Origin of the sequence: Parvimonas sp. D9, assembly GCF_035282565.1 — a bacterium.
GTDB classification, from domain to species: Bacteria; Bacillota; Clostridia; order Tissierellales; family Peptoniphilaceae; genus Parvimonas; species Parvimonas micra.
The window spans coordinates 265,138-289,193 of the sequence record NZ_JAYKBM010000001.1; the positions used below are offsets into that span (position 1 = coordinate 265,138).

The window sequence follows — 24,056 nt, forward strand, 5'->3', positions numbered from 1 at the left end:
ATTATTTTTTCTCCTTATTAAATGTCATAGAAACTATTTTACTAACTCCCTTTTGTTCCATAGTTACACCATAAATCATATCGGCCATTTCCATCGTTGGTTTTCTATGAGTTATCATTATAAATTGTGTTTCTGTTAAATAATTCTTCAAATATTCAACATATCTTAATATATTAGAATCGTCTAATGCAGCATCAACTTCATCTAAAATACAGAAAGGTGATGGTTTTGTTTCAAAAATAGCAAATAGTAGCGCTACCGCTGTTAGTGATTTTTCTCCTCCTGACATTAAAGATAAAGTCTGCATTTTCTTTCCTACAGGTTTAGCAATAATATCTATTCCGCAATTTAAAATATCTTCACTGTCAAGTTCAAGTCTAGCTTCCCCACCATTAAACAAAATTTTGAAAATATTTGAAAAATTTTCATTAATACTTTTAAACTCGTTAAGAAAAGTTTTTTTCATTGTATTTTCTAATTTTAATATAATTTTATTTATGTCTTCTATAGAATTTTGTAAATCTATTTCTTGTTTTTTTTGAAATTCAAGCTCGTTTTTTACTTTTTCAAACTCTTCTATGGAATCATAACTAAAAGAACCCAATTCTCTTAAGTTTTCTTTTAACCTTTTCAATTCTTCTTTAGTAAAGTGCTCATTCTTATATAATTCCATTTTTCTTTCGCAATCTTCCAAAGTTAAAGAATATTCATCACAAAGTCTATTAATTAAATTTGAAAATTGTTCTTTTAAATTTGATATTCTAAGCTCATTTTTCTCGATTTCTTTTTCTAAAGTTAAAGATTTTTCACTTAACTCAGAATATCTTTTTGAAATTTCTTCATTATCTAATATCAGCTTTTTCCTCAAATCAGTATTTTTACTAATAGAATTATTTAATTTATCAGTCTTTAAATTTATTTCTATAATAAGCTGTTCTATCACTTCTATTTCAGATGAATTATTATTTAGTTGTAACTCGGATTCTATTAACTCTGATTCCTTTAGCTTAAGTTTACTCTCATTAGAATTCTTGTTTTCTAACAAAATATTTTTTGAATTATCTAAAATATTTATATCTCTCTCAATCGAATCTAAATTATTTATAACAATTATTTCATTTTTTTCCATTTCTAAAACAAGATTCTTCAATTTATTTATTTCTAAATTGTATTTATTAATTTCATCATCTATAAGAATACTTTTTTCCTTATAAAGAATTAACTCTTTTTCTTTATCAGAAGTAAAACCTTGATGATTTTCTTTGTAATTATTTATCTCGTCAATTTTTTCAGTAATTTTTCTTACATCAAATTCATTTAAATAGATAATCTTTTGTAAAGAATCAATTTTTAATTTTACATCTTCTTTTTCACTTTTCAGATTATCTAAATTTTCTTTATTTGACTGTAAATCAGTTTTTACTTCAGAAATTCTATTTATATTATTCTTTAAGTTAGTTTCTAAATTTTCAATGTCTGATAAAGCTTTTGCTAACTGCTGTTTCCTACCAATTATAGAAAATGAATTTTTACTAGATTTATATCCTCCGGAAATGGAACCCCAACTATTTATAACATCACCATCTAGCGTAACTATTCTAAATTTATTTTTAAACTTGTTAGATAATTTTATTGCGATATCCATATTTTCACATATTATAGTATTCGCTAAGAAATAATCGACTATATTTCTATAATCATTATCACATGTTATTACATCATTAGCAAAAGATAATATATCAGAATCTATAATACTACTGTATTCTTTTTTTAATAATATTTTTGAAATAGGAAAAAAATTAAGTCTTCCAATTTTATTAGCTTTAATTTTCTCAATTATTTTTTTAGCTTCTAAATCATTATGAACAACAATGCCCTGTAAATTTGAAGATAAAACAGTATCAATTGCTTTTTTATACTTCTCTTCAACAGAAATAAGTTCTCCCAAGGTCCCACAAATCATCGACTTTAACTCAGTTTCTCTATCGCAAAGTTTAAATAAATCTTGAACTGATTTACCATATCCTTCATAATTTCTAATATAATTTTTTAACATAATAATTTCTTTATTCTTATAATTTATCTCATTATTTATATTAGAAACCTGATTATTTAAAGAAATAAGTTCTTTTTCTAATTCTGATATAAGTTGTCTCTTTTCAAAAATAGTTAAATCAATATTTTGTACTTTTTGATTATTTGATTCTAAAAGCGAGTTATTCTCAGATAATTTTTTTTCTATATTTTCTTTTTCAATATTTAATTTAGTTACTTCTTCAGTATTTTCTTCAATTTTCTTTTTTATGCTATCAGTTATAATTTCATTAGCTCTTTTTTCAGTTTCTAAATCGCTAATTTTATTTTCAATTTCCTCTTTTTCTAGGAAGAATTTATCTAGAATTTGAACTTTAGAACTCAAAAGTTCTTTGCTTTTTGATAATTCATTCTTTACCTTATTTTTGTCATCAATATAGTTTTTTAAAATCGAATTTTTTTCAGAAATTTTTTTTTCCTGTTCTGATATTTCAAGATTAATTTTTTCTAAATTATCAATATATTCCTGTTTTAATTTTAAGAATTGTTCATTATTTAATCTTATAAACTTATTTCTTTCAATTAAAACATTTTTTTTATTAGTAATATCATTCTTTTTCTTATTTATTCTATCCAATTCAGCAGAGTCTTTTTCAATTACATTAGTTATATTATTGAGTTCCTCTTTTAATGGTGAAATTTTTAATTTTACATTTTCAAATTCTTTATTTATATCAAATAATTCTTCTTTATTGATTTCTAAATTTTCTGAATATTTATTAAAATTACTGTTTAAATTATTATAATCTTTATATGAAATAGAAAATTCAGCTTTTTCAATATCCTCTAATAGGGCAATACCCTTTTTAGCCTTAGTAGATTGTCCTTTTAAAAAGCCATATCTATTTTCATTTTGAATAATTATATCTCTTAATCTTGTTAAATTATCTTTAGCTTTGAATAACTTCTTTTGTGATTCGTTTTTCTGGTATTTAATTTTTGAAATACCTGAAGCCTCTTCAAAAATGGCTCTTCTATCCTCTGACTTTCCATTTATAATTTCTTCAATTCTACCTTGACCGATTATTGAATAACCTTCTCTTCCTACACCAGTATCTAAAAATAATTCTCTAACTTCTTTCAATCTTACATTGGATTTGTTTATAAAATAATCACTTTCACCAGTTCTATATAATTTTCTTGAAATAGTTACTTCTTTAAAATCAATAGGTATTACATTATCTGAATTATCAAAAGTTATACTAACAGTTGAATAATTTTTTTTAATTTTGTTATCTGTTCCGGAAAAAATAACATCTTCCATTTTGCTACCTCTTAAGGTCTTAGCGCTTTGCTCTCCTAAAACCCATCTAACAGCATCGGCAACATTACTTTTCCCACTTCCATTTGGTCCTATTATCGCTGTGATATTAGTCTCAAAATCTAATTTTATCTTATCAGCAAATGATTTAAAACCATTTATTTCAATGCTCTTAAGTCTCATCAATTCTCCTTAAAATATTTTTATTAAAATAATAATCTATAAAATCATTCATATAAACTATATTTTCATTAAATTTTAAAATATTTTTCTCTAAAGTAAGAGTTTTTATTTTTATATTAATATTATATTTTTCTTTAAAATATTTTAAATTTGATCTTTTATTTCCAACAATTTTTGAAACTTCTGAATTGTTACATTTAATAGTAATATCATCTTTAATATCAAAAAAACACATATAATACTCTATAAAATCTCTATAAACCGAACTTTCAACAAGTTCTCTAAATGCAGGATGATATGGTCCGGCAACTATATCTCCATCTTCAGAAATGTTATCACTACTCTGTAATCCTAATCTTATTATAGGTATATCGTAATATTTAAATATTATGTAAATATATTTACAGAAATAAATAGAATCTTCAAGACTCATTGGTATATATTTTTTAAAATAATAAAGTCTTTCCAATTCTGTATCTCTTATAATAAGCGTAGGATAAATTCTAACAAAATCCGGATTAATTTTACACAATTCAAAAGCAGTATTAATTACCATATCAAAAGTGTCTCCATAAAGTCCAACCATCATTTGTAATCCCAATTTAATATCATATTTTTTTATAAGTGTAGATGATTTATATATGCATTCTACATCATGTCCTCTGTTATTTAAATCTAAAGTACTTTTAGTGATAGACTGAACGCCTAATTCTATAGTTTTAACTTCATATTTTTTTAAAATATCTAAAATTTCATGATTTATGTAATCAGGTCTAGTTGATAATCTTATAGAGCTCACAAATCCTTTATCTATATATTCCTTAGCTATGTCAAGATAACTAATCATTAAATTCTTATCTAACCCAGTAAAACTACCTCCATAAAATGCAATTTCTATAGGAATAGTTTTATTCTTAAAATATGAAATATACTGCTCAATATTTCTTCGTATATCAACTTCATCAAGAACATCAACAAAATTTGTTATCTTTCTCTGATTGCAAAAGATACAATCATGAGGACATCCCATATGTGGTACAAAAATTGGAATTATATTACATTTATTCACTTATAGCTCCTGATTTTATAAGAGCATCTCTCGCCGCTTGTTGTTCAGCCTGTTTTTTATTTTTTCCGGTTCCATATCCCTTTACAACACCATCAATATTTACACACATATCAAATTCTTTATCATGATCAGGACCTCTTTCTGCAACAAGGGTATAACTAATTTTAGTTGTAGCATTTTTATGAAAATATTCTTGCAAATAACTTTTATAGTCTTTTATAAAAATATTTTTATCTATCTTATAAATAACAGTGTCAAAAAAGTATTTATTAGCTATTTCAGTAACAACATCCATTCCTCCATCAAGATATAAAGCTCCAAAAAGTGCCTCAAAAGTATCAGCTAAGATGCTATTTCTATTTCTACCTCCAAAACTGTCTTCTCCTTTGCCCAATAGAAGATATTTTCCCAAATTAAAAGTTCTTGCCGCATAAGAAAAAGATTCTTCACAAACAACTTTACTTCTGATTTTAGTTAGATATCCCTCATCAGAGTTTGGAAATTGTTCATATAATTCAACACTCACTATAAAACCTAAAATAACATCTCCTAAAAATTCAAGTCTTTCATTAGAAATTGTAGCATCTTTACATTCATTTAAATATGATCTATGAACAAATGCTAAATTTAACAATTTTAAATCTTTAAATTTATATCCTAGTACTTCCATTAACTCATTTAATAACTCTTTTCTTTCCTTAGTAATCATAAAATTACCTCTTAAATATTTTTTTCTATATATTCTACTAAATCTCTAACTGTTACAATCGAGCGTATAGTTTCTTCATCTAATTCAAGATTATATTCATCTTCAATATCCATAATAACACTTAAAACTTTTATAGAATCAGCTTGTAAATCTTCTCTAAATTTAGTATCTAAATTTATTTCTTTACCTTTAAAGGCATTTTGCAAAAACTCTTTTACTTTTTCAAAAACCATTATTTTTCTCCTCTCTCAATTTTTTCTTCAATTTTTAAATTTATATCTTTTTTTATATAATCAACCATTGAAACAATTCCTGAAACAACAGCTTTTTCATCACTACTTCCATGTCCTTTAAATACAACTTTTTTTAATCCTAACATAGGACAAGCACCATACTCTTTATAATCTAAGGTCTTTTTCAATTTCTTCATTGGTGATTTTATTAGAAGTCCTCCAATCTTTCCAAGTATTGAAGACATTAATGTTTTTTTTATATTATCCAAAATAAACTTAACTGAACCTTCAATAGTTTTAAGTACCACATTTCCATGAAAACCATCACATACTACAACATCTACATCTCCATTGAAAATATCTCTTGATTCAATATTTCCGACAAAATTCATATTCTCGTTTTCCAAAACAGAATATGTTTCTTTTAAGACTTTAGTTCCTTTACCATTTTCACTTCCTATATTTAATAGAGCAATCTTAGGATTTTCTTTATTTAAAGTTTCTTTTGCATAAATATTTCCCATTATTGCAAATTGTTTTAAAATATCAGTAGTACAATCAGTATTTGCACCAATATCCAATAAAATCATTTTATCCTTATTAGTTGGTAAAGTTATTGTTAATGCGGGTCTTTCAACATTTTCCATTCTTTTTACTATGAAAAGTCCGGAAACAAGTGCTGCACCGGTACTTCCAAAGGAAATCAACCCATCAGCCTCCCCTTTATCCAAACACTTCATTCCTAAAACTATTGAAGCATTTTTTTTTCTTCTTACTGCAAAAGTTGGTTCTTCCGTGTTTAAAATATATTCTTTGGTATCTATAATTTCTAATCTATTTTTTAAATCATCACTAATATTTACTTTCTCTATTGTTTCTCTTGGTCCGATAACTACAAAATATAAATCTTTGAGTAATTTACTTGTTTCTATTACTCCTTTAAAAATTGTTTCTACGCCTTTATCCGAACCCAATAAATCAACTATTATTTTCATAATTACCTCCAACATCAATACACTTTAGTATACCATATTTATGACTTTTATACAAATTTTTTTGTATTAAAAATTAAATATATTTTTCATATTTAGATAATAAAAAAACAGTAAATTTATTATAAAGTAAATTATAAATTACTGTCTTTTATGTGTCTATATATTTTTAAAATAATCTTTAACTGCTGAAACAAAAATTTCATTATCTTCAATATTTCTAACTGCTACTCTAATAAATTCTCTATTTTTTAAATTAATCTTTGAAGTTAAATCTTTTATAAATATATTGTAATTTTCGAGCATTTTTGAGCATAATTCTTTAGAATTTCCTTTTTTCAATTCAATAGTAAAATAATTTGCTTGAGAAGGTACAACTCTAAGTTCTTCAATTTTATTTAATTCATTTAAAAATATTTTTCTAGCGTTTTTGATTTCAACTAGTGCATTAGCATAAACTTTTTTATATTTATCATATATCTGAAGATAATATTCTCCAAATGAATTTATATTCCAAATTGACACATCTTTTTTGATCATAGAAATTAAATGTGAATTTGAAGTCGCAACAATACCAAGACGAATGCCTGGAACTCCATAAGATTTTGAAATACTCTTTACAACAATAAAATCGTCATATAAATTTAATAACTTATCATCTAGAAATGTTGAATTTTCTTCTTCAGCAAAGTCAACAAAACTCTCATCTAAAATAAATTTAATTTTTTTACCTCTAGCCCAGTCAATCAAAGTAAAAATATCTTTCTTACAAATATAATTACCGGTAGGATTATCAGGGTTTATTAAAACCAATGCTTCAATATCTTTGTCAGAATAAAATTCAATTATATCTTTAGCAGTATATGAAAAATTATCGTTTTTTGGAATAAATACTATTGATTTTTCACTATTATGTCTATTAGGATATTCTTCAAAAGTTGGTCTGATAAATCCAATATTTCCATCAATTTTTTCGATGACTGATTTTATAAGTTCAGCAGCTCCATTTCCAACAACAATATTTTCTTTTTTTATATCAAAAATTTTTGCTACAAGACTAGAATTTACATCAAGCCCTGACGGGTATTGCTCAAGCAGGACTTTAAAATTATATTTCAACTCATCTATCATTTTTTTAGGCGGGAAATATGGATTTACTAAATAACAAAAATCTAATAGTTTAGGATATCTCCAATATCCACCATATCTTATTTGATATTTTTCAAGTTTTTCATCTCCATTTGAAAAAATTGAAGAGGCAATATTAAGATCTTGTTCATCATCAATTTCATACCACTTGATATCATCTGAAATTACTTTTGCATAAATATAATTTTTACCTAAATCAATAATTGTCTTTAAAACAGCTTCATAATAATCATTTTTTCCATTTGCACTCATATATGCTTCTAAAAATGGAAAATAAATATTTTTAGAAAATTCTTTAGAAAATTTATAAATATTTATAGTTTTAAAATAATTATCAGCATCTTCAAAGTTAAAATCTTTTCCTGGAATAAAATCTAATATTTCCTCATTTTCATTTATTTTTAAACAAGTTCCATCCATCCAACGTTCATATTTTGCAACTAAAGCTAAGTTTTTACGATTATCTTCTAAAATTTCTGTAATCATCTCATCATCAAAAATTAAATCAGATTCAAGTAAAATACTATCTTCATTAATCATTTCATTCTTAGCAAGAAACATTGAATAAATATTATTAGTTTTATCATAAATTTCATTATTTATAAAAGTTAACTTGGTATTTATATTTAAAGATTTCATATAATTAATAAAAAATTCACTCTTATATCCTGTAACAACAACTATATTTGAAAGAGATTTTGTATCTAATATCCTTAACATTCTCTCCATTAGAGAAATACCATTTACCTCTACCATGGATTTTGTATTATTTTCAGTTAATTTTTTTAATCTACTACCAAGACCTGCGGCTAATATAACTGCTTGCATTTAAGCACCTCCTATTTATACTTTTTAAATACTAAAAATGATGGAAATTTTGGAATAAAAAATGTAGATTTTGGCGGTAGTACACAAACTTCATTAGCTAATTCCATAAATTCATCAGCATCTAACGGACAAAGTTCAATTAATACGTCATTTTTTCCAAGATTTTTTTTAACAAATAAAATCTCATTATCTCCAATATATTCAACATTTGAAAAGTTTAAAATTCTAAAAGCTGTCGAAATAATTTGAGTATTCATTCTATATACATCATTGTTCCAGAACAAATCATTTTCTGTATCTTTTAACTTTACAAGGAAAGAATCATCTTGATATGATATTCTAACAAAACCTTTCTTTAATTCTCCATCATCAAAAACTTCTAAAAAGCTATTCATAAATAATTTTGCTTTTTCAAAAGAAGTAGCATCAATATTTCTAATAACTCTATGTATAGGAGAAATTGTGACTTGAGAAAAACTTAAAAAACATGAAAAAACATTGTCTTTATCTTTTAACATAGAAGAAGTATACAATCTATGATGCCCATCAGCTACATACATTTGTTCAACACTTGAAAAATTTTCTATAATTTCTTTAGCTTCGTTTTCAAAATAAACATATAAATCAATATTATCAAAATGATATTCTTTTTTATATTTTTTCATTTCAATAATTTTTTTATAATCAATTTCTTCTTTGTGTACAATGAAAACAGGAGCTGTTTCAGCATTATATATATGATAATTTGCAATCATCCCTTGAATAACATCAGGTAAAACAAGTTCATGACATTTTATTTTTTCTGACGTATATTCTTCAATCGGCAAATCTGCAAGTACACCATAGGAGTTAAAATACTTAAAAATATAAATACACTCTTTATTATTTTCAATAGATTGAGAATTTAATTTATCTTTACTACTTTTAGAAAGAAATAATGTATTATCATCAAAACATATTTTTTCATCATTAATTTTGGCTAAATTAATAAAATCAGAATCATAAATATTCTTAGAAATATTTATAAAACTATTTTTTAATAAATCTATTTTCATAAAACCTCCAAAAACTAATTATTATATATCACTATAATAAAATAAATATCATTATTATAAGGAACAAAACTACGTCTATTATATCATAATAACAAATAAAAATCATCTTTATACAAATTTTAATATAAAAAGATGAGCATTTAAAATCTCATCTTTATTATATACATTATTCAATTATTAAATCATCCAATAATAATTCTTCCGAATCTTCAATTTCTTTATCAGTTAAATTTATTGTTTCAACTTCTTTGGGAACATCTTTCTTTTCATACTCAATCCCATAAGATTCATAAATTTTTTCTTTAATTTCTTCCAAAAACGCTGGATGTTCTTCTAGATAAATTTTCGCTTTTTCTTTTCCTTGTCCAAGTTTAATATCTCCACAGCTATACCATGCACCTGATTTTTTTATTATGTTTTTATCAGCAGCCATATCTACTATAATTCCAAGTTTTGATATTCCTTCACCAAAAATTATATCAAATTCACATGTCTTAAATGGAGGAGCCATTTTATTCTTAACAACTTTTACTTTAGTTTTTGCTCCATAAGGTTCTCCATCTCCTTGCTTTAATTGTTCTGCACGCCTTATATCAATTCTAACACTTGCATAAAATTTTAAAGCCCTACCTCCTGTTGTAGTTTCTGCAGGACCACCTCCGGCATAAGGATTAGTTGAAATATTTGATCTTAATTGATTAATAAATACAACCGTTGTATTTGACTTTGAAATTATACCTGCTAATTTTCTCAATGCTTGACTCATAAGTCTAGCATGCAATCCCATATGAGAATCTCCCATATTTCCTTCAATTTCTGCTCTTGGAACAAGTGCTGCAACAGAATCAACTATAACTAAATCAATTCCGGAACTTCTAACTAAAGCTTCAACAATGGCTAATGCTTGTTCACCAGTATCAGGTTGTGATATAAGTAAATTATCTACATCTACTCCTAATTTTCTAGCATATTCCGGGTCTAATGCATGCTCTGCATCAATAAAGGCAGCTACTCCTCCAGCTTTTTGAGATTCTGCTATTATATGCAATGTTAATGTAGTTTTACCAGAAGATTCTGGACCATAAATTTCCACAATTCTTCCTTTAGGTATTCCTCCAATTCCCAAAGCAATATCTAAATTCATTGCTCCTGTACTTATGGACTCTATATTTACTTTAGGAGCATCTCCCATTCTCATTATTATACCTTTTCCAAAATCTTTTTCAATTTTTTCAAGTGCAATTGATAAAGCTTTTTTTCTTTCATCTTTATCTTCTATTCTTTCGAACTTATCTGTTTTTTTTATAGCCATTTTATCCTCCTAAAATTATATATTTTTTAAATCTAAAACTTTTATATTTTTCCAAATATAATCTATTGCTGAAATAATTGTAAACACAACAGATATATACCACAATATAATATCAATATTTAATGGAATTTTAATTAATCTTGTAGAATTTAAAAGTATAAAACTTATTGCAAAAAGTTGAGTAATAGTTTTTATCTTACCATAAATACTGGCTGAAATAACTATTCCATTTGATGCAGCTATCAATCTAAATCCGGAAATTATAAACTCTCTTGCTAAAACAATGCAAACCATCCATGCCTCAACTTTTCCAAATTGTACAAGCATAACAAGTGCAGAACAAGCCAATATTTTATCTGCTAGAGGGTCCATAAATTTCCCAAAAGTAGTAACTAAATTTCTACTTCTAGCCAAATATCCATCTAACATATCAGTCAAAGATGCAATTACAAAAATTAAAAACCCTAAAATATTATTTATTCCTAAAAATAGCAAACTCATAATAAAAATAGGTACTAAAAATACTCTAAACAAAGTTAATTTATTTGCTATATTCATTACTTTCCCCTTTCAATCTATCTAAATAATCAAAACCCACTAAAATTTTTCTAGGTTTACTTCCATCTTGTTTACTTACAATCATTCTATTTTCCATTTCATCAATTATTCTTCCAGCTCTAGCATAGCCAATCTTCATCTTACGTTGTAATAATGAAATTGAAGCAGAATTTTCCTCTAAAACTATTCTAACTGCATCATAAAATAACTCATCGACATCATCATCTTCATTATCCATATTAGAAACTTCAGATTCAATATTTTTTATAATTTCTTCATCATAAAAAACTTCTTGAGTTTGTTCTTTAATATTATTGACAACTGCTTCAACTTCACTATCAGAAACAAAACAGCCTTGAATTCTAATAGGCTTTGAAACACCTGAAGGATTAAACAACATATCTCCTTTTCCCAATAATGTTTCAGCGCCGGATGAGTCAAGAATAGTTCTTGAATCAATTTGTGAAGAAACTTGGAACGAAATTCTTGATGGAATATTCGCCTTTATTGTTCCTGTTATTACATCAACCGAAGGTCTTTGAGTAGCAACTATCAAATGAATTCCACAAGCTCTAGCCATTTGTGCAAGTCTACAAATATAAGATTCTACTTCATTTGCACTTACCATCATTAAATCTGATAGTTCATCTATTACTATAACCAAATAAGGTAATTTTTCTAATTCATCAGTTTTTTGTTTTTCGTTATATCCTTTAATATCTCTAACTTGATTATCAGAAAATAAAGTATAACGTCTCTCCATCTCTCTAACAGCCCAGTTTAAAGCTGCACTTGCTTTTTTCGAATCAGTAACAACCGGAATTGCAAGATGTGGAATTTTATTGTAAATCTTAAGTTCAACCACTTTTGGATCTATCAAAATCATTTTTACATCCTCAGGAGAAGATTTAAATAAAATGCTCATAATTAAAGTATTTATACAAACAGATTTTCCGGATCCTGTCGCTCCTGCAATTAACATATGTGGCATTTTATCTATTGAAGAAACTATAATTTCTCCTGAAATTGTCTTTCCGAGTGCCATTGGCATCTTAGATGTACAATTTTGATACTCTTTTGAAGATAATATCTCTTTTAAAGATACATTTTCTTTTAAGGTATTTGCAACTTCTATACCAATTACTGATTTTCCCGGAATTGGAGCTTCGATTCTTATATCTGAAGATGCTAAAGCTAAAGATAAATCATCCGCTAAATTTACAATTTTATTTACTTTAACACCCATATCAGGTTGTAATTCAAAACAAGTTACTGTGGGGCCTTTATTTATTCTAACAACTTTTGCTCCTACTCCAAAACTTTTTAAAGTTGCTTCAATTTTTTTAGCTCTTTGTTTTAAAGTTTGTTCTGATTCAGTTTCTTTTACTCTACTTCCCTTTAATAAACTTAAAGGTGGTATCTTATATTCTATTTTTTTATCCTCAGAACTATTTATTTTTATATCCAAATCATCTGATTTTTTTTCAGAAAATTTTTCTTTTCTCTCAATATTTTTTAAATTTTCATCTGGAAACAGATTGAAACTATTTAACAGCTCTTCTTTTTTTATTTCTTCAGTTTCAATTTCTTCGTCCTTGCTAAAATTATCACTATGGTCTAAAAATACTATTTCTCTTTCTTCTGAGTTGTCTTCATTTCCAGTAATTTCTAAATTTTCATTGGCATTTTCTTCTTTTGATTGCTCTTTAAGTTTTTTTTCTTCTTTATATTTTGAATATTTATCATTTATATTTCCAAAAGCTTTTAAAATATAACTTTTCATAATTTTTAAAAAATCTACAAATGTTATATCTAAAAAAGATAGTATTAAAAATAATCCTATTATAAAAGTAAAAATATAAAGACCTATCATTCCAATCATAATATTATAAAAATATCCAAAAACAGCTCCGATATATCCACTTCCTTTTGGAATTGAGTTTTTAGCGACAGCTAATTTTATTGAAAAATTATTAGAAGAATTATTTGCCAAGTCAACCATAGCCATATAATTAAAAAATAATAACAAAGTCATAATACTGCGGTTTTTATTTTTCTTATTTAATTTCCCAAAAAGCACAATTATATAAATAACTTCCATAATAAGTAAAAATATAAAATACGTACTACCGAATAAACTTTGAAAAATATTTCTAACAAAATTCCCTAAAAATCCTGTATTACCAAAAAAAGAAAATAAAATGAAAAAAGAATTTAATAAAAACAGTCCCAAAATAACATTTTTAAAAAGTTTATTTTCTCTATTAAAATTTGCTTTCTTTGTCTTCGGTTTAGTTTTTCTCTTGTTTTTCATATTTTCCCCTATCAATAACCTGTATGTCCAAATCCACCTTTATCTCTAGTTGTATCAGATAGTTCTTCTACAAGTTTAAAATCAGCTCTTCCATATTTTGTAATTATCATTTGTGCAATTCTATCATTATTTTTTATGACATATTCTTTATCAGAAATATTAACAATAAGAACCTTTATTTCACCTCTATAATCACTATCTATAGTACCAACACCATTTGCCATAGTTATACCATGCTTTAAACTCATTCCACTTCTAGCTCTTATTTGACCTTCATAACCCAAAGGTATCTCTATAAATAATCCTGTTGGAACAGCAAATCTTTCCATAGGTTTAATAACTAAATCTTCATCTAAATTAGCTCTTAAATCAAATCCGGAAGCTCCTTCCGTAGCATAAGTTGGATTCTCATTTTTGCTTCTATTTATAATTTTAACTTCCATTAAATTATCCTCCAAAATTATAATTTGAACATTTATAGTATATCAAATTTATAAATTTTAAGCAAACTACTTAATGTCATTTTTTTGAATTTTTTCCAGGTAAAAATCATCACTAATTTTCACAAATCTTGCGGTTAGATCTAACACCTCAGGTAAAAATTTATATTTACTTTTTAATTTGTTTTTTGAAAACAAAATACCTTCAAAATTAAAATCAAATTTTTCTTTATTAGACTTATTTACAAAAACTCCTTGAATTTTTGGTGATTTATCAGTAACTATAATTTCACTTGAATCATCAATCTTTATATTACTATAAATTTCCACCTCTGTATTTAAATCAAAATACAGTTTATTCCTAACATCAATGTTTATAATATTATATTTATGGTCTTTAATATATTCCGAACTTTCTAATAGAAAATTTTTAATAAAATCTTCTCTTGAACAATTCTTTAAATTATCTATATCACACAAATTTATATCCATGCTTTCCAATTCAAATCCTTTATAAGATAGATAATCCTTTAATAATTTTAAATATTGCTCATTATACATAAAATATATTTTTTCTTTATAATCATAAATTCTTAAATCTTCAGAATATGTATTTTGAATTTCATTACTAAAAATTCTTTCATATAAATTAGAGAAGTCATTGTTCAAGTTAAAATAAAAATCATCACTTAACATTTTAAGTTTACCATCAACAAAACCTTTAACTTGTAAATCAAATAAATAATTTTCAATTCTATTCTTATCAACAATTTTATATTCAGTTAGTTCATTATTATTTCTTACTTCAAAGAAAATCTCATACTGACGAACAAAGTAAGATAAAGCTCCATTTTTTCTGTCATAAAAGTTTAGTTTTTTCTTTACCTTTTTGCTATTTAATCTTAAGTCATAATTTTCAAAATTTTGAGAAAAATCGTTAATATTATTGACTTTTAATAAATCATTAATATTAACCTTTAAATTAAAATTTTCTCTTTTATTTAATTTACTATTTACAAAATCTAAAGTAGCTTTTGTACTTAAAATTTCTTCCAAACTTATTTCTTTCAGCTTTTTAGAAATGGCCTTTTCTTTTGAATTTTTATGATTATGTGTATTGAGTGTTCTATGATAAATTGAAAAAAATGCAACTACAACTAGAGAAAATATCAATAAAACAATTGGCATAATATAAGATTTTCGTTTCATATCAATTTTCTCCAGTCAAATATTCAAATTTTTTATTTTTTAAAAAAACATATTTACTATATTCTCTCCCGTTAAAAGAAATTTTTAAAACCAAGTAATCTTCAATATTCTCCACATCAAAATAATCTATATCTTTTATCAACAAATTATTTCCATAATATGTTGAATTTAAAATATCTTTAGATATTCTGCGTATTTCATACTTATCTCCATATTTTACTTTTTTATATGCTATTTCATTTACCTTAGATATTGTATGATTTGAACTTTCACTTAAAAAAGAATTATATCTATATCTTTTTATCTCAATTCCATCTGTATTAACTTTAGTTTCTACAGAATCTGCAATTTCATTTTCCATATAACTCATTGCATAATTTATCTGCTCCAATTTTGAGTAATTTTTCCTTTGGTTTAAATTTACAAAATATGTCCCATAAAAAATATGCACACAACAAATTATGATAACACTCGAAACTGCAATTGTAATCAAAAGTTCTAACAACGTAAATGATTTTAATTTATTTGGATACATAAAATTCATATAATTTCTCCATATTATCTTTTAAAAAAATCTTTATATTGTACAATTCGCCTAAATCGGAAACCTTAATTTCATATTTACTCATATCCACTTCTTTTAAAATTGGTTTATTAGTTTTAATATTATTTCTTATAAGTTCTATTGTATTTTCAATATCTGATAATTTGCTATTATTTTTTATATTCATATTCTGAATTTGTAAAAAATTATTAATTCCTGATATTATATAAATACTTATAACTGATAGAATAAAAATCGCAAAAATACATTCTATCAATGTAAATGCCTTATTTTTTAAAAAGTTATTTTTCATTTTTAATCACATTAACAAAACCTGTTACCGGTCTTATTCTAATTTCATAATTTTCTTTTTCATATGAAAACTTAAAAGTTTTTCCCTCACTTGGAATTCCATTTGTATTAAATTCCAATTTAATACTATTCAATATTTTCAAATTTTTACAATGAATTTTTTTCAATACAGATTCTTCTGATGAAATATTAAAAGTTCCATTTGCAGAATCGGATTTTAAAACAACAATTTTTCTATTTTCTATAGAAAAGACTTTTGCATTTTCAATACTTTCTGCTATTAAATTTAACTCTTCATGCGCAATTGTTTTTTTATTATTTACAAAATTAACTCTAATAACTATAACCATAACAGAAATTATAGCTAAACAGACAATCAATTCTATGAAAGTAAATGATTTTCTCTTAATCATCTTTTTCTACCGTAGGTGTCACTACAACATCACCATTTTTTATTTCAACTTTATAAACCGTTCCTTTTATAGATTTTGGCAATTTAGGGATTTCCTTTATGTATTTTTTACTTACCAATTCCTCAGTTATATCTTTATCAGATTCAACTTTTTCTTCTGATAAATATCTAAGTCCTGCCACTTCTAAAACCTTAACATTTGCAGAATGAGCAGTTTTATCAGCTTTAACTCTTGAATTGTTATATCTAGGAACTGCTATCAAAATCAAAATTGCAAGTATCGCTATGACAACTAAAAGTTCAATAAGTGTAAATGCTTTTTTCTTCAATTTTTTCATTTTAAATCCTCCTAAAAATAAATAAATAATTAATTAATTATTAAATAACTTTTACAATAATAATCTAATCAAAAAATTATTTGCATCACATTTATACAACCTCACAACCTCAAAAATTGGTAAAAAAATTGCAGGAAAATTCCTGCAATTAATTTTAATTTGACCAATTTCCGTTAGTAAATACAGGAACTTCTTCTCCAGATTCAGTTATTCCAACTATATTTAACGTTTCATCTCCAACCATAAAATCAACGTGAACTAAACTATCATTAGCTCCTCTTTCTTTAAGTTCTTCTTCTGTCATCTTTTCTCCATCCTTCAAACAAGTCGGATAAGCTCTACCTAAAGCTAAATGGCAAGATGCATTTTCATCATAAAGAGTTTCAAAGAACATTGTATTTGTATTTGAAATTGGAGAATCAAAAGGTACTAAGGCAACTTCTCCTAAAGACAAAGCACCTTCATCAGTTTCTAATAGAGATTTTAAAACTTCATAACCTTTTTTTGCCTCATAACTAACAACTTTTCCATTTTTAAATTCTAACTTAAATTCATCAATTATATTTCCATTATAATTTAAAGCTTTTGTACTATAAACAACACCATTTATTCCATCTTTATGTGGAAGAGTAAATACTTCTTCTGTAGGCATATTTGCAGTAAAACTAATTCCTTTAGAATTAAATCCACTACCCGCAGCATTCCAAATATGATTTTTTGGTAATTCAATAGTTAAATTAGTACCTTTTTTACTGGAATATTTTAAATATTTAAATTGCTTTTCATTCAAATATTTTGCTCTTCTACTCAATTCATTAATATGTTCTTTCCAACCCTTGATAGAATCTCCTTCTCCTATTCTAGTTGTATAAAATATTAGTTCCCAAAGTTTTTCTACAGCCTCTTTTTCAGTAAGTTCAGGAAAAACAACTTTTGCCCAAGCTGGAGTAGGTGCTCCTACAACACACCAAGAATTTTTATCTGACATAAGAGATGTTGAAAAATATTTCATAGCTTTAGAATTTGCAATACTACTTGCTTTAATTTTTTCAATATCCAATCCGTCTAAATTATTTGGATCGTTTCCAACAACAGAAATAAACACTGCATTACTATCAATATAATCAGTATATTGATCTACAGTCCATTTTTTAACTTCTGATAAAGTTTCGATGCTTGCATATTCAAACTTACGTCTTGTTACAATGTCATCTCTCCAAATAACATCAACATCTCCTGCACCGGCTTTATATGCCTCTTCTGTTAAAGAGCGAACGAAATCTTTTGCTTCAATATTCGCCCTTATGATTACCATTTGACCTTTTTGAACATTGGCTCCTATCTTAATGATAGTTTCAGAATATTTCTTTAATTTTTCTTTAAATTCCATAACACACTCCTTAATATATTTTATAGATTTATTATACACCTTTTTAATAAAAATGCAAACCTTAACAAAACAATAAAATTTTTAATTAAAAAGAAATTTACATACCTCAAAAACTGTAATACCATTCACTATTAAGTTACATATTAAATGTGCAGTCATTGAAACATAAATATTTTTCGTTTTTATATATGAAATACTAAATGGCAAAGCCCATATCATACATAGGAATATTCCCCACAATGTTAAAGAATGTTCCAAAGCATATAAAAACATTGATAACAAAGTAGTAAATACCAATATCTTATTATTCTTAAAAGAAATTAAATTTTTTCTGAAAAATGTTTCCTCAACAATCGGCGGAAAAATTATTGTTGATAAAATTAATAAAACTAATTTTATCCAATTATCAGCTCTCAATAAAATTATTCCCTTATTAAAATTAGGAAATATATTTTCTAAAGTAATAGTAAAGTAAAATGCAACAGAAAGAAATACTACTGTTAAAATTACTTGTACAAAAAATTTTTTTCCACTTTTTATAGCATTATACCATTCTTTTATAGAAAAATCTTTTCTCATATAGAAATAGATACCTAATAATAAATAAAAACAAAAATTTGTATAAATATAAAATTGTTTCTCTACAATAAAACACGATAATACAAATAAAATTTCTATAAAAATAGGAAAAATATTTGACTTTATATATTTACTTTTCATTATTACATCTTCCTTAAATTTTTTAACTACTAATTTTCTTTCTTCTAATTAATTAACTAATGATAGTATATCACAAAATTAAATTTAGCAAAATAATTTATAAGTTTAATCTGCAATTATATAAAAAAATAACGGAAAATTTCTTTTCCATTATTTCAATCGTAATCTAAAACATAAAATATTTACTTAATAACAGTTAATACTTTTGTTTCATAAAAAACATAACTATTTTCAGTCACAATATTATTATTTTTTAATACTTTGTTTTCTAGAAAACGAATTATGTTTATAGAAAAATTTTTTTAATATCTCAGCTGTTAATGCGTATAGTAATGAAACGCCAAGTAAAGATATCAATACCTTAATAGGTAGAGCTATTAATCCTAAATATGAACTTATTGGGCTATATACAATCACAAACAAAACCACAGCTACTCCACTTATAGCAATCAACAATTTATTGCTTGGCTTACTGGCAAAAACCGGTCTTGCTGTTCTAACAATAAGCATTACTACCATAGCAGAAATAATAGACTCTAATAACCATCCAGTATGAAATAATCTTTCATCGGCCTTAAAAGTAAAGAGTAATAGTGCAAAAGTTATATAGTCAAACACTGAAGAAATAATTCCAAAAAGAATCATAAACTTCTTTATAAACTTTGTATCCCATTTAACAGGACTCTTTAACCAATCTTCATCAACAGAATCTGAAGCAATTTGTAGTGAAGGAAAATCTGTTAGTAGATTTGTCAAAAGAATTTGCTTAGGCAATAAAGGTAAAAAACTCAAAAACAAACTTGCTCCTGCCATTGAAAACATATTACCAAAATTTGCACTTGTGGCTACAAATATATATTTTAAAGTATTAATAAATGTCCTTCTACCTTCACTTATGCCTGATACCAACACCTTTAAACTATTTTGTAATAGTACTATAGAAGCTGCATCTTTAGCTGTATCAGCAGCGGTATTTACAGATACTCCAACGTCTGCTTGCTTTATGGCAGGAGAATCATTAATACCATCTCCCATATATCCTACTATTTCCCCTGCCTGTTTATATGCCATAATTATTTTTTCTTTTTGATTAGGACTTATTTCAGCAAAAATATCTATATCTAAAACTTTCTTGTTAAGCTGACTTATAGAATATGAATCCAGTTCTTCTCCTAATAAAATCTTTTCAGGATCAAGTCCAATTTGACTACCTATATTTTTAGCTATAAGACTGTTATCTCCTGTAATCATTTTTAGAGAAACTCCCAATCTATTCATTTCGGCAATAACATCTTTTATATCGTCTTTTAATGGATCCACAAATAGTAATAGACCTACAAATACCATATCTTCAGCTCTTTGATTTTTAGTTTCTATATCATCTTCTATAAATTTATAGGCAAGTCCTAAAATTCTATAACCTTGACTTGAATACTTATCAAATAAATCTAGTATATGTCTCCTAACTTCTTCAATATCTCCACCAGTCTTATCTGATTTTTCATAAGTTTTGCATATATTCAGTACGCCTGTTAATGCCCCTTTTGTAACCATTATATTTCTACCATCAAAATCTAGGTCAGTTTTTACAACGACACTTAAAAGCTTACTTTCAAAAGAGTAAGGTATTTCAAATATTTTTTCATATTTAGAAAAATCATTTTTATTTACTTCTAAAATAGCTTGGTCAATAGGATTCGTATATCCTTCTTGAAAATATGAGTTTATAGATGCTAGTTTGCTTACATTATCTGATTTTTCACTATTACAATCTAAAGCAGAATCAAGCTTTACCTTTCCTTGAGTGATAGTTCCTGTTTTATCAGAACACATTATAGTCATTGAACCGAAGTTTTCAATAGCATTTAATTTCTTTACTATAACGCCTTGTTCCGACATTCTCTTAGCACCTTGTGATAAATTTACACTTATAATAGCCGGTAGCATTTGAGGAGTTAACCCTACTGAGAGAGCTAATGCAAACATAAAAGATTCTAAAAAAGATTTATTCAGAATTATATTAAATAAGAATATAATACCAATTAATAAAGTTGTAACATGAAGTATCAAGTTACCAAAATCTCTTATGCCTTTTTCAAAGTCTGTATCAGAATCTTTTTTATCCAAAGATAAAGTAATTTTTCCAAACTCTGAATCTTTAGCTAGATTTACTATTACTGCCATACCTGATCCACTTATGACATGAGTCCCCATCCAAAGTGAATTTTTTCTATCAGAAAGTCCCGTATTGGCAGATAACTTTTGTATAGTTTTTTCAACAGGAAAAGTTTCACCGGTTAAACTTGATTCATCCATTGAAAGCGAATTTTCTTCTATAAGCAGGCAATCAGCCGGTATCATATCTCCGGTTTTTACATTTATTATATCCCCTATTGCCAACATCGCATTGTCTATTTCTTCAAATTTTCCATCTCTCAAAACAGAAGATTTTACGCTTACAGAAGAAAGAAGTTTTTTTACTGCATTATTAGCTTTGCTTTCATGACTATAACTTAAAAATGCAGAAATCATAATAATGATTAGAATGATAATACCATCAGAATAATCTTTTAAAAACATAGATAATATTGCTGCAAAAATTAATATCATAATTATAGGACTTTTGAATTGATTTATGAATATGCCTAAATTTGAAGATGATTTCTTTTCTTCAAAAATGTTTTGTCCATATTTATCAATTCTTTCTTCAGCTTCTTTACTTGATAATCCGGCTTTATTAGTTTTTAATCGTTTTAATATATCATCTAAATCATAAGACCAGAATTCTTTCATAATATCCTCCTTGTTATATTTAAAACATATTGCTAAAAAGAGTGATACAGTAGACTTTTGAAGTAACTCTTATCATCTTTTAAAATTAAAGAATTACCATATAATGTTAAAATTAAGCTAATAAATAACATTAAAAAATATGTAAAAAATTAAATTATAATTTTAACAAAATCAATAAAGCATCATACTGCTCATTCTCCTAAAATGTGTGAATAATTTTGTGTATGGATTCTCTTAATCTATATAAAATACACTACTTATAAATATTTTTTAGAATAGATATTTCAAACAATTCATTCTAATTTATATACTATCATAGCTATCCTTAAATTTCAACTTATTTTACTAAAATTTTTAAAATATTAAGACTATTTTTGTTGTAGATGTATCACTAAAAAATTTGAGAATTTATATCATAGACATGCAAAAAAATGGTTTGTCTATCTTTAGTCTTAATGGTAATTCTCTTACTTTTTTAGGTTTAGTAATTAAGATTAGAAAGTAAAAATTAAAAAAATGAAATAAAAAAATTAGGGAGTACTTTTAAAGTTTACTCCCTAACCTTAGTTAATAAACTAGTATTTTATTTAACATCTGTTAATGCAGCTCCATTAACATATAAAGTATATCCATTACTTATTACATTTTCAGAATTTCTATTAAATTCTGTAACATAACTATCTCCAGTTAATGTCCATGTACTAGAACTATCAAGTGTTACAGACACTTTTCCTACATCTGTTAATACAGAACTACCTTCTGCATTTGTTATTTTTCCATCTATATAGCCATCAAAAATAGAATTATCAAATATTTCTAGTGTAAGACTTGAATCGCTACCAACCTTAATTGCTCCTGTAAGTTTTTGTGAAGATGCTTTTAGTGTTGCAATATTACTTCCACTTTAAATCAAAAGAATAGACTAATATTCTTGATTTGTTTTACTTCAATCCTTTTTTCTTTACACTTAGTACAAAAATAATATCATCATATTAATCTTTTGCAGTTGAACTGTCAAAGTTAAAATCATTACTGCAAAAAACTACTTCCAATCTTCTTTTCCAAATGTACGATGTATATAAAACCATTCAAAATACAGGCTTTTAGTTCTTTATATCTCGTCAAATTCATTTAATTATAGGACTTTTTTAAACTTTTAGTCCAGAATCAGATATATCCATAATTAAGCTAAAAATTATTCTTTTGGCAAAAATCTCTAACCACTTCGATCCAATTTTCATACCAATACCATTGTTTAGAAACTCTTACTCCATAATTGTATTTTTTATTTTTAGCATCTTTTGCCTTCCATAATTGAGTATGGTAATGCATACTAAATGTAGAATAACCTTCATCCTTCATCATTTTTATGATATCACCAGGCAAAAATTTTGCTTTTTCAACAGCCTTAACTAACACACGTTCTACATCTTTTGCTTTATCACTATCTGGAGAAATAAATTCTATTGCCCTATCTGCTTGATTGGCTCGATTTACTTGTATTGGAATGTATACAATCCTGTAAGAATAGTATAATGATTTTAATTCTTCATCATCCAACTCAGATTCAAATGTTGCAATAAAATTCCTTACATTAGCCGGTATTTCATTTGTTGATTCTTTTCTTAATAACTGCTCCTGTTCAGGTGATATTGGAGAAAATTGAATCGCTAAGCTCAAATTATCTTTTATACTATGCTTATCCCCAAACATTTTGATTATCTCTCTATTATAGTTTAATGCACATGCTTGTAATTTAGCTCCAATATATTCATCAATACTATCTGTTTTCTGATGTTCGATTTCATGTCTTATCCCAATTAAAAACCTGAGATTATTTGCTGTACCTTTATCTAATGGAGAAGCTTGTTCATTAATGCACCTTTCTAACTCCCAGTGTTTATATGCACCATTTTTAGTCCTGTCATATCTTTTCCGTTTGCCTTTCATATGAAAATATCTATAGTCTATACTTTTCTTGCTATAATAAGCATGCATAAGATATGTCCAAGAAATAATGGCAGTGATAATAAACATCTCAGACTTAAATTTAATCAAAGGGTTGTTATAAATTTGTACAGCAGATACCATTGCCTCTTTTGATTTATCAAGCAATTCATTAGTTATTGATCTACCCATTT

Annotated in this window: 21 protein-coding genes; all 21 read right to left on the reverse strand. The window is 25.6% G+C overall.

The window, feature by feature from the left end; translation table 11 throughout:
- Nucleotide 1: 1 nt before the first annotated feature.
- Nucleotides 2-3,538, reverse strand: coding sequence for a chromosome segregation protein SMC (smc, locus tag VJI94_RS01385; protein WP_324008051.1), 3,537 nt, complete (start codon nt 3,536-3,538; stop codon nt 2-4).
- Nucleotides 3,528-4,607, reverse strand: a complete 1,080-nt coding sequence (locus VJI94_RS01390; RefSeq protein WP_324008053.1) for an elongator complex protein 3 — start codon at nt 4,605-4,607, stop codon at nt 3,528-3,530. Before VJI94_RS01390 ends, smc begins: the two co-directional genes overlap by 11 nt.
- Nucleotides 4,600-5,316: a ribonuclease III gene (gene rnc, locus VJI94_RS01395; RefSeq protein WP_324008055.1), complete on the reverse strand. Its 717-nt coding sequence runs from the start codon at nt 5,314-5,316 to the stop codon at nt 4,600-4,602. The genes VJI94_RS01390 and rnc overlap by 8 nt, the downstream gene beginning before the upstream one ends.
- 11 nt (nt 5,317-5,327) lie before the next feature.
- Complete coding sequence (locus tag VJI94_RS01400; RefSeq protein ID WP_004833368.1) at nt 5,328-5,549, reverse strand: acyl carrier protein; 222 nt, start codon at nt 5,547-5,549, stop codon at nt 5,328-5,330.
- Complete coding sequence (gene plsX / locus VJI94_RS01405; protein ID WP_314938264.1) at nt 5,549-6,544, reverse strand: phosphate acyltransferase PlsX; 996 nt, start codon at nt 6,542-6,544, stop codon at nt 5,549-5,551. Before plsX ends, VJI94_RS01400 begins: the two co-directional genes overlap by 1 nt.
- A gap of 156 nt (nt 6,545-6,700) precedes the next feature.
- Nucleotides 6,701-8,518: an aminotransferase class I/II-fold pyridoxal phosphate-dependent enzyme gene (locus VJI94_RS01410; protein WP_324008056.1), complete on the reverse strand. Its 1,818-nt coding sequence runs from the start codon at nt 8,516-8,518 to the stop codon at nt 6,701-6,703.
- 11 nt (nt 8,519-8,529) lie between these two features.
- Entirely contained in the window at nt 8,530-9,573 is a 1,044-nt protein-coding gene (locus VJI94_RS01415) for a DUF1015 family protein (RefSeq protein WP_029949048.1), read from the reverse strand.
- 166 nt (nt 9,574-9,739) lie between these two features.
- The gene (gene recA, locus VJI94_RS01420) at nt 9,740-10,885 is read right to left on the reverse strand and encodes a recombinase RecA (protein ID WP_036715249.1); all 1,146 of its coding nucleotides are present in this window, start codon (nt 10,883-10,885) and stop codon (nt 9,740-9,742) included.
- A 15-nt stretch (nt 10,886-10,900) separates the two neighbouring features.
- Complete coding sequence (gene pgsA, locus VJI94_RS01425; protein ID WP_004833363.1) at nt 10,901-11,443, reverse strand: CDP-diacylglycerol--glycerol-3-phosphate 3-phosphatidyltransferase; 543 nt, start codon at nt 11,441-11,443, stop codon at nt 10,901-10,903.
- Entirely contained in the window at nt 11,427-13,757 is a 2,331-nt protein-coding gene (locus tag VJI94_RS01430) for a DNA translocase FtsK (RefSeq protein WP_324008060.1), read from the reverse strand. Before VJI94_RS01430 ends, pgsA begins: the two co-directional genes overlap by 17 nt.
- An 11-nt stretch (nt 13,758-13,768) precedes the next feature.
- Nucleotides 13,769-14,200, reverse strand: a complete 432-nt coding sequence (gene dut / locus VJI94_RS01435; protein ID WP_324008061.1) for a dUTP diphosphatase — start codon at nt 14,198-14,200, stop codon at nt 13,769-13,771.
- A 66-nt stretch (nt 14,201-14,266) separates the two neighbouring features.
- A complete protein-coding gene (locus VJI94_RS01440; RefSeq protein ID WP_041953933.1) occupies nt 14,267-15,406 on the reverse strand; it encodes a hypothetical protein in 1,140 nt (379 codons plus the stop codon).
- 1 nt (nt 15,407) lies between these two features.
- Entirely contained in the window at nt 15,408-15,950 is a 543-nt protein-coding gene (locus tag VJI94_RS01445; protein ID WP_029949054.1) for a prepilin-type N-terminal cleavage/methylation domain-containing protein, read from the reverse strand.
- Nucleotides 15,928-16,263, reverse strand: a complete 336-nt coding sequence (locus VJI94_RS01450; RefSeq protein WP_004833358.1) for a type II secretion system protein — start codon at nt 16,261-16,263, stop codon at nt 15,928-15,930. Before VJI94_RS01450 ends, VJI94_RS01445 begins: the two co-directional genes overlap by 23 nt.
- Nucleotides 16,253-16,675: a type II secretion system protein gene (locus VJI94_RS01455; protein WP_324008063.1), complete on the reverse strand. Its 423-nt coding sequence runs from the start codon at nt 16,673-16,675 to the stop codon at nt 16,253-16,255. Before VJI94_RS01455 ends, VJI94_RS01450 begins: the two co-directional genes overlap by 11 nt.
- Complete coding sequence (locus VJI94_RS01460) at nt 16,668-17,012, reverse strand: prepilin-type N-terminal cleavage/methylation domain-containing protein (RefSeq protein ID WP_004833356.1); 345 nt, start codon at nt 17,010-17,012, stop codon at nt 16,668-16,670. The genes VJI94_RS01455 and VJI94_RS01460 overlap by 8 nt, the downstream gene beginning before the upstream one ends.
- 154 nt (nt 17,013-17,166) lie before the next feature.
- A complete protein-coding gene (locus VJI94_RS01465) occupies nt 17,167-18,402 on the reverse strand; it encodes an aminopeptidase (protein ID WP_324008064.1) in 1,236 nt (411 codons plus the stop codon).
- 81 nt (nt 18,403-18,483) lie between these two features.
- Nucleotides 18,484-18,981 (reverse strand): CPBP family intramembrane glutamic endopeptidase, encoded by a 498-nt coding sequence (locus VJI94_RS01470; RefSeq protein ID WP_324008066.1) that lies wholly within the window; start codon nt 18,979-18,981, stop codon nt 18,484-18,486.
- 387 nt (nt 18,982-19,368) lie between these two features.
- Nucleotides 19,369-21,915 carry a magnesium-translocating P-type ATPase gene (gene mgtA / locus VJI94_RS01475; protein ID WP_324008067.1) on the reverse strand — a complete coding sequence of 849 codons (2,547 nt, stop codon included), beginning with the start codon at nt 21,913-21,915 and terminating at the stop codon, nt 19,369-19,371.
- A gap of 583 nt (nt 21,916-22,498) precedes the next feature.
- On the reverse strand, nt 22,499-22,642 hold the full coding sequence (locus tag VJI94_RS01480; protein WP_324008068.1) for a hypothetical protein: 144 nt from the start codon (nt 22,640-22,642) through the stop codon (nt 22,499-22,501).
- 461 nt (nt 22,643-23,103) lie between these two features.
- Nucleotides 23,104-24,054, reverse strand: coding sequence for a DUF3644 domain-containing protein (locus VJI94_RS01485; RefSeq protein ID WP_324008069.1), 951 nt, complete (start codon nt 24,052-24,054; stop codon nt 23,104-23,106).
- Nucleotides 24,055-24,056: the final 2 nt, after the last annotated feature.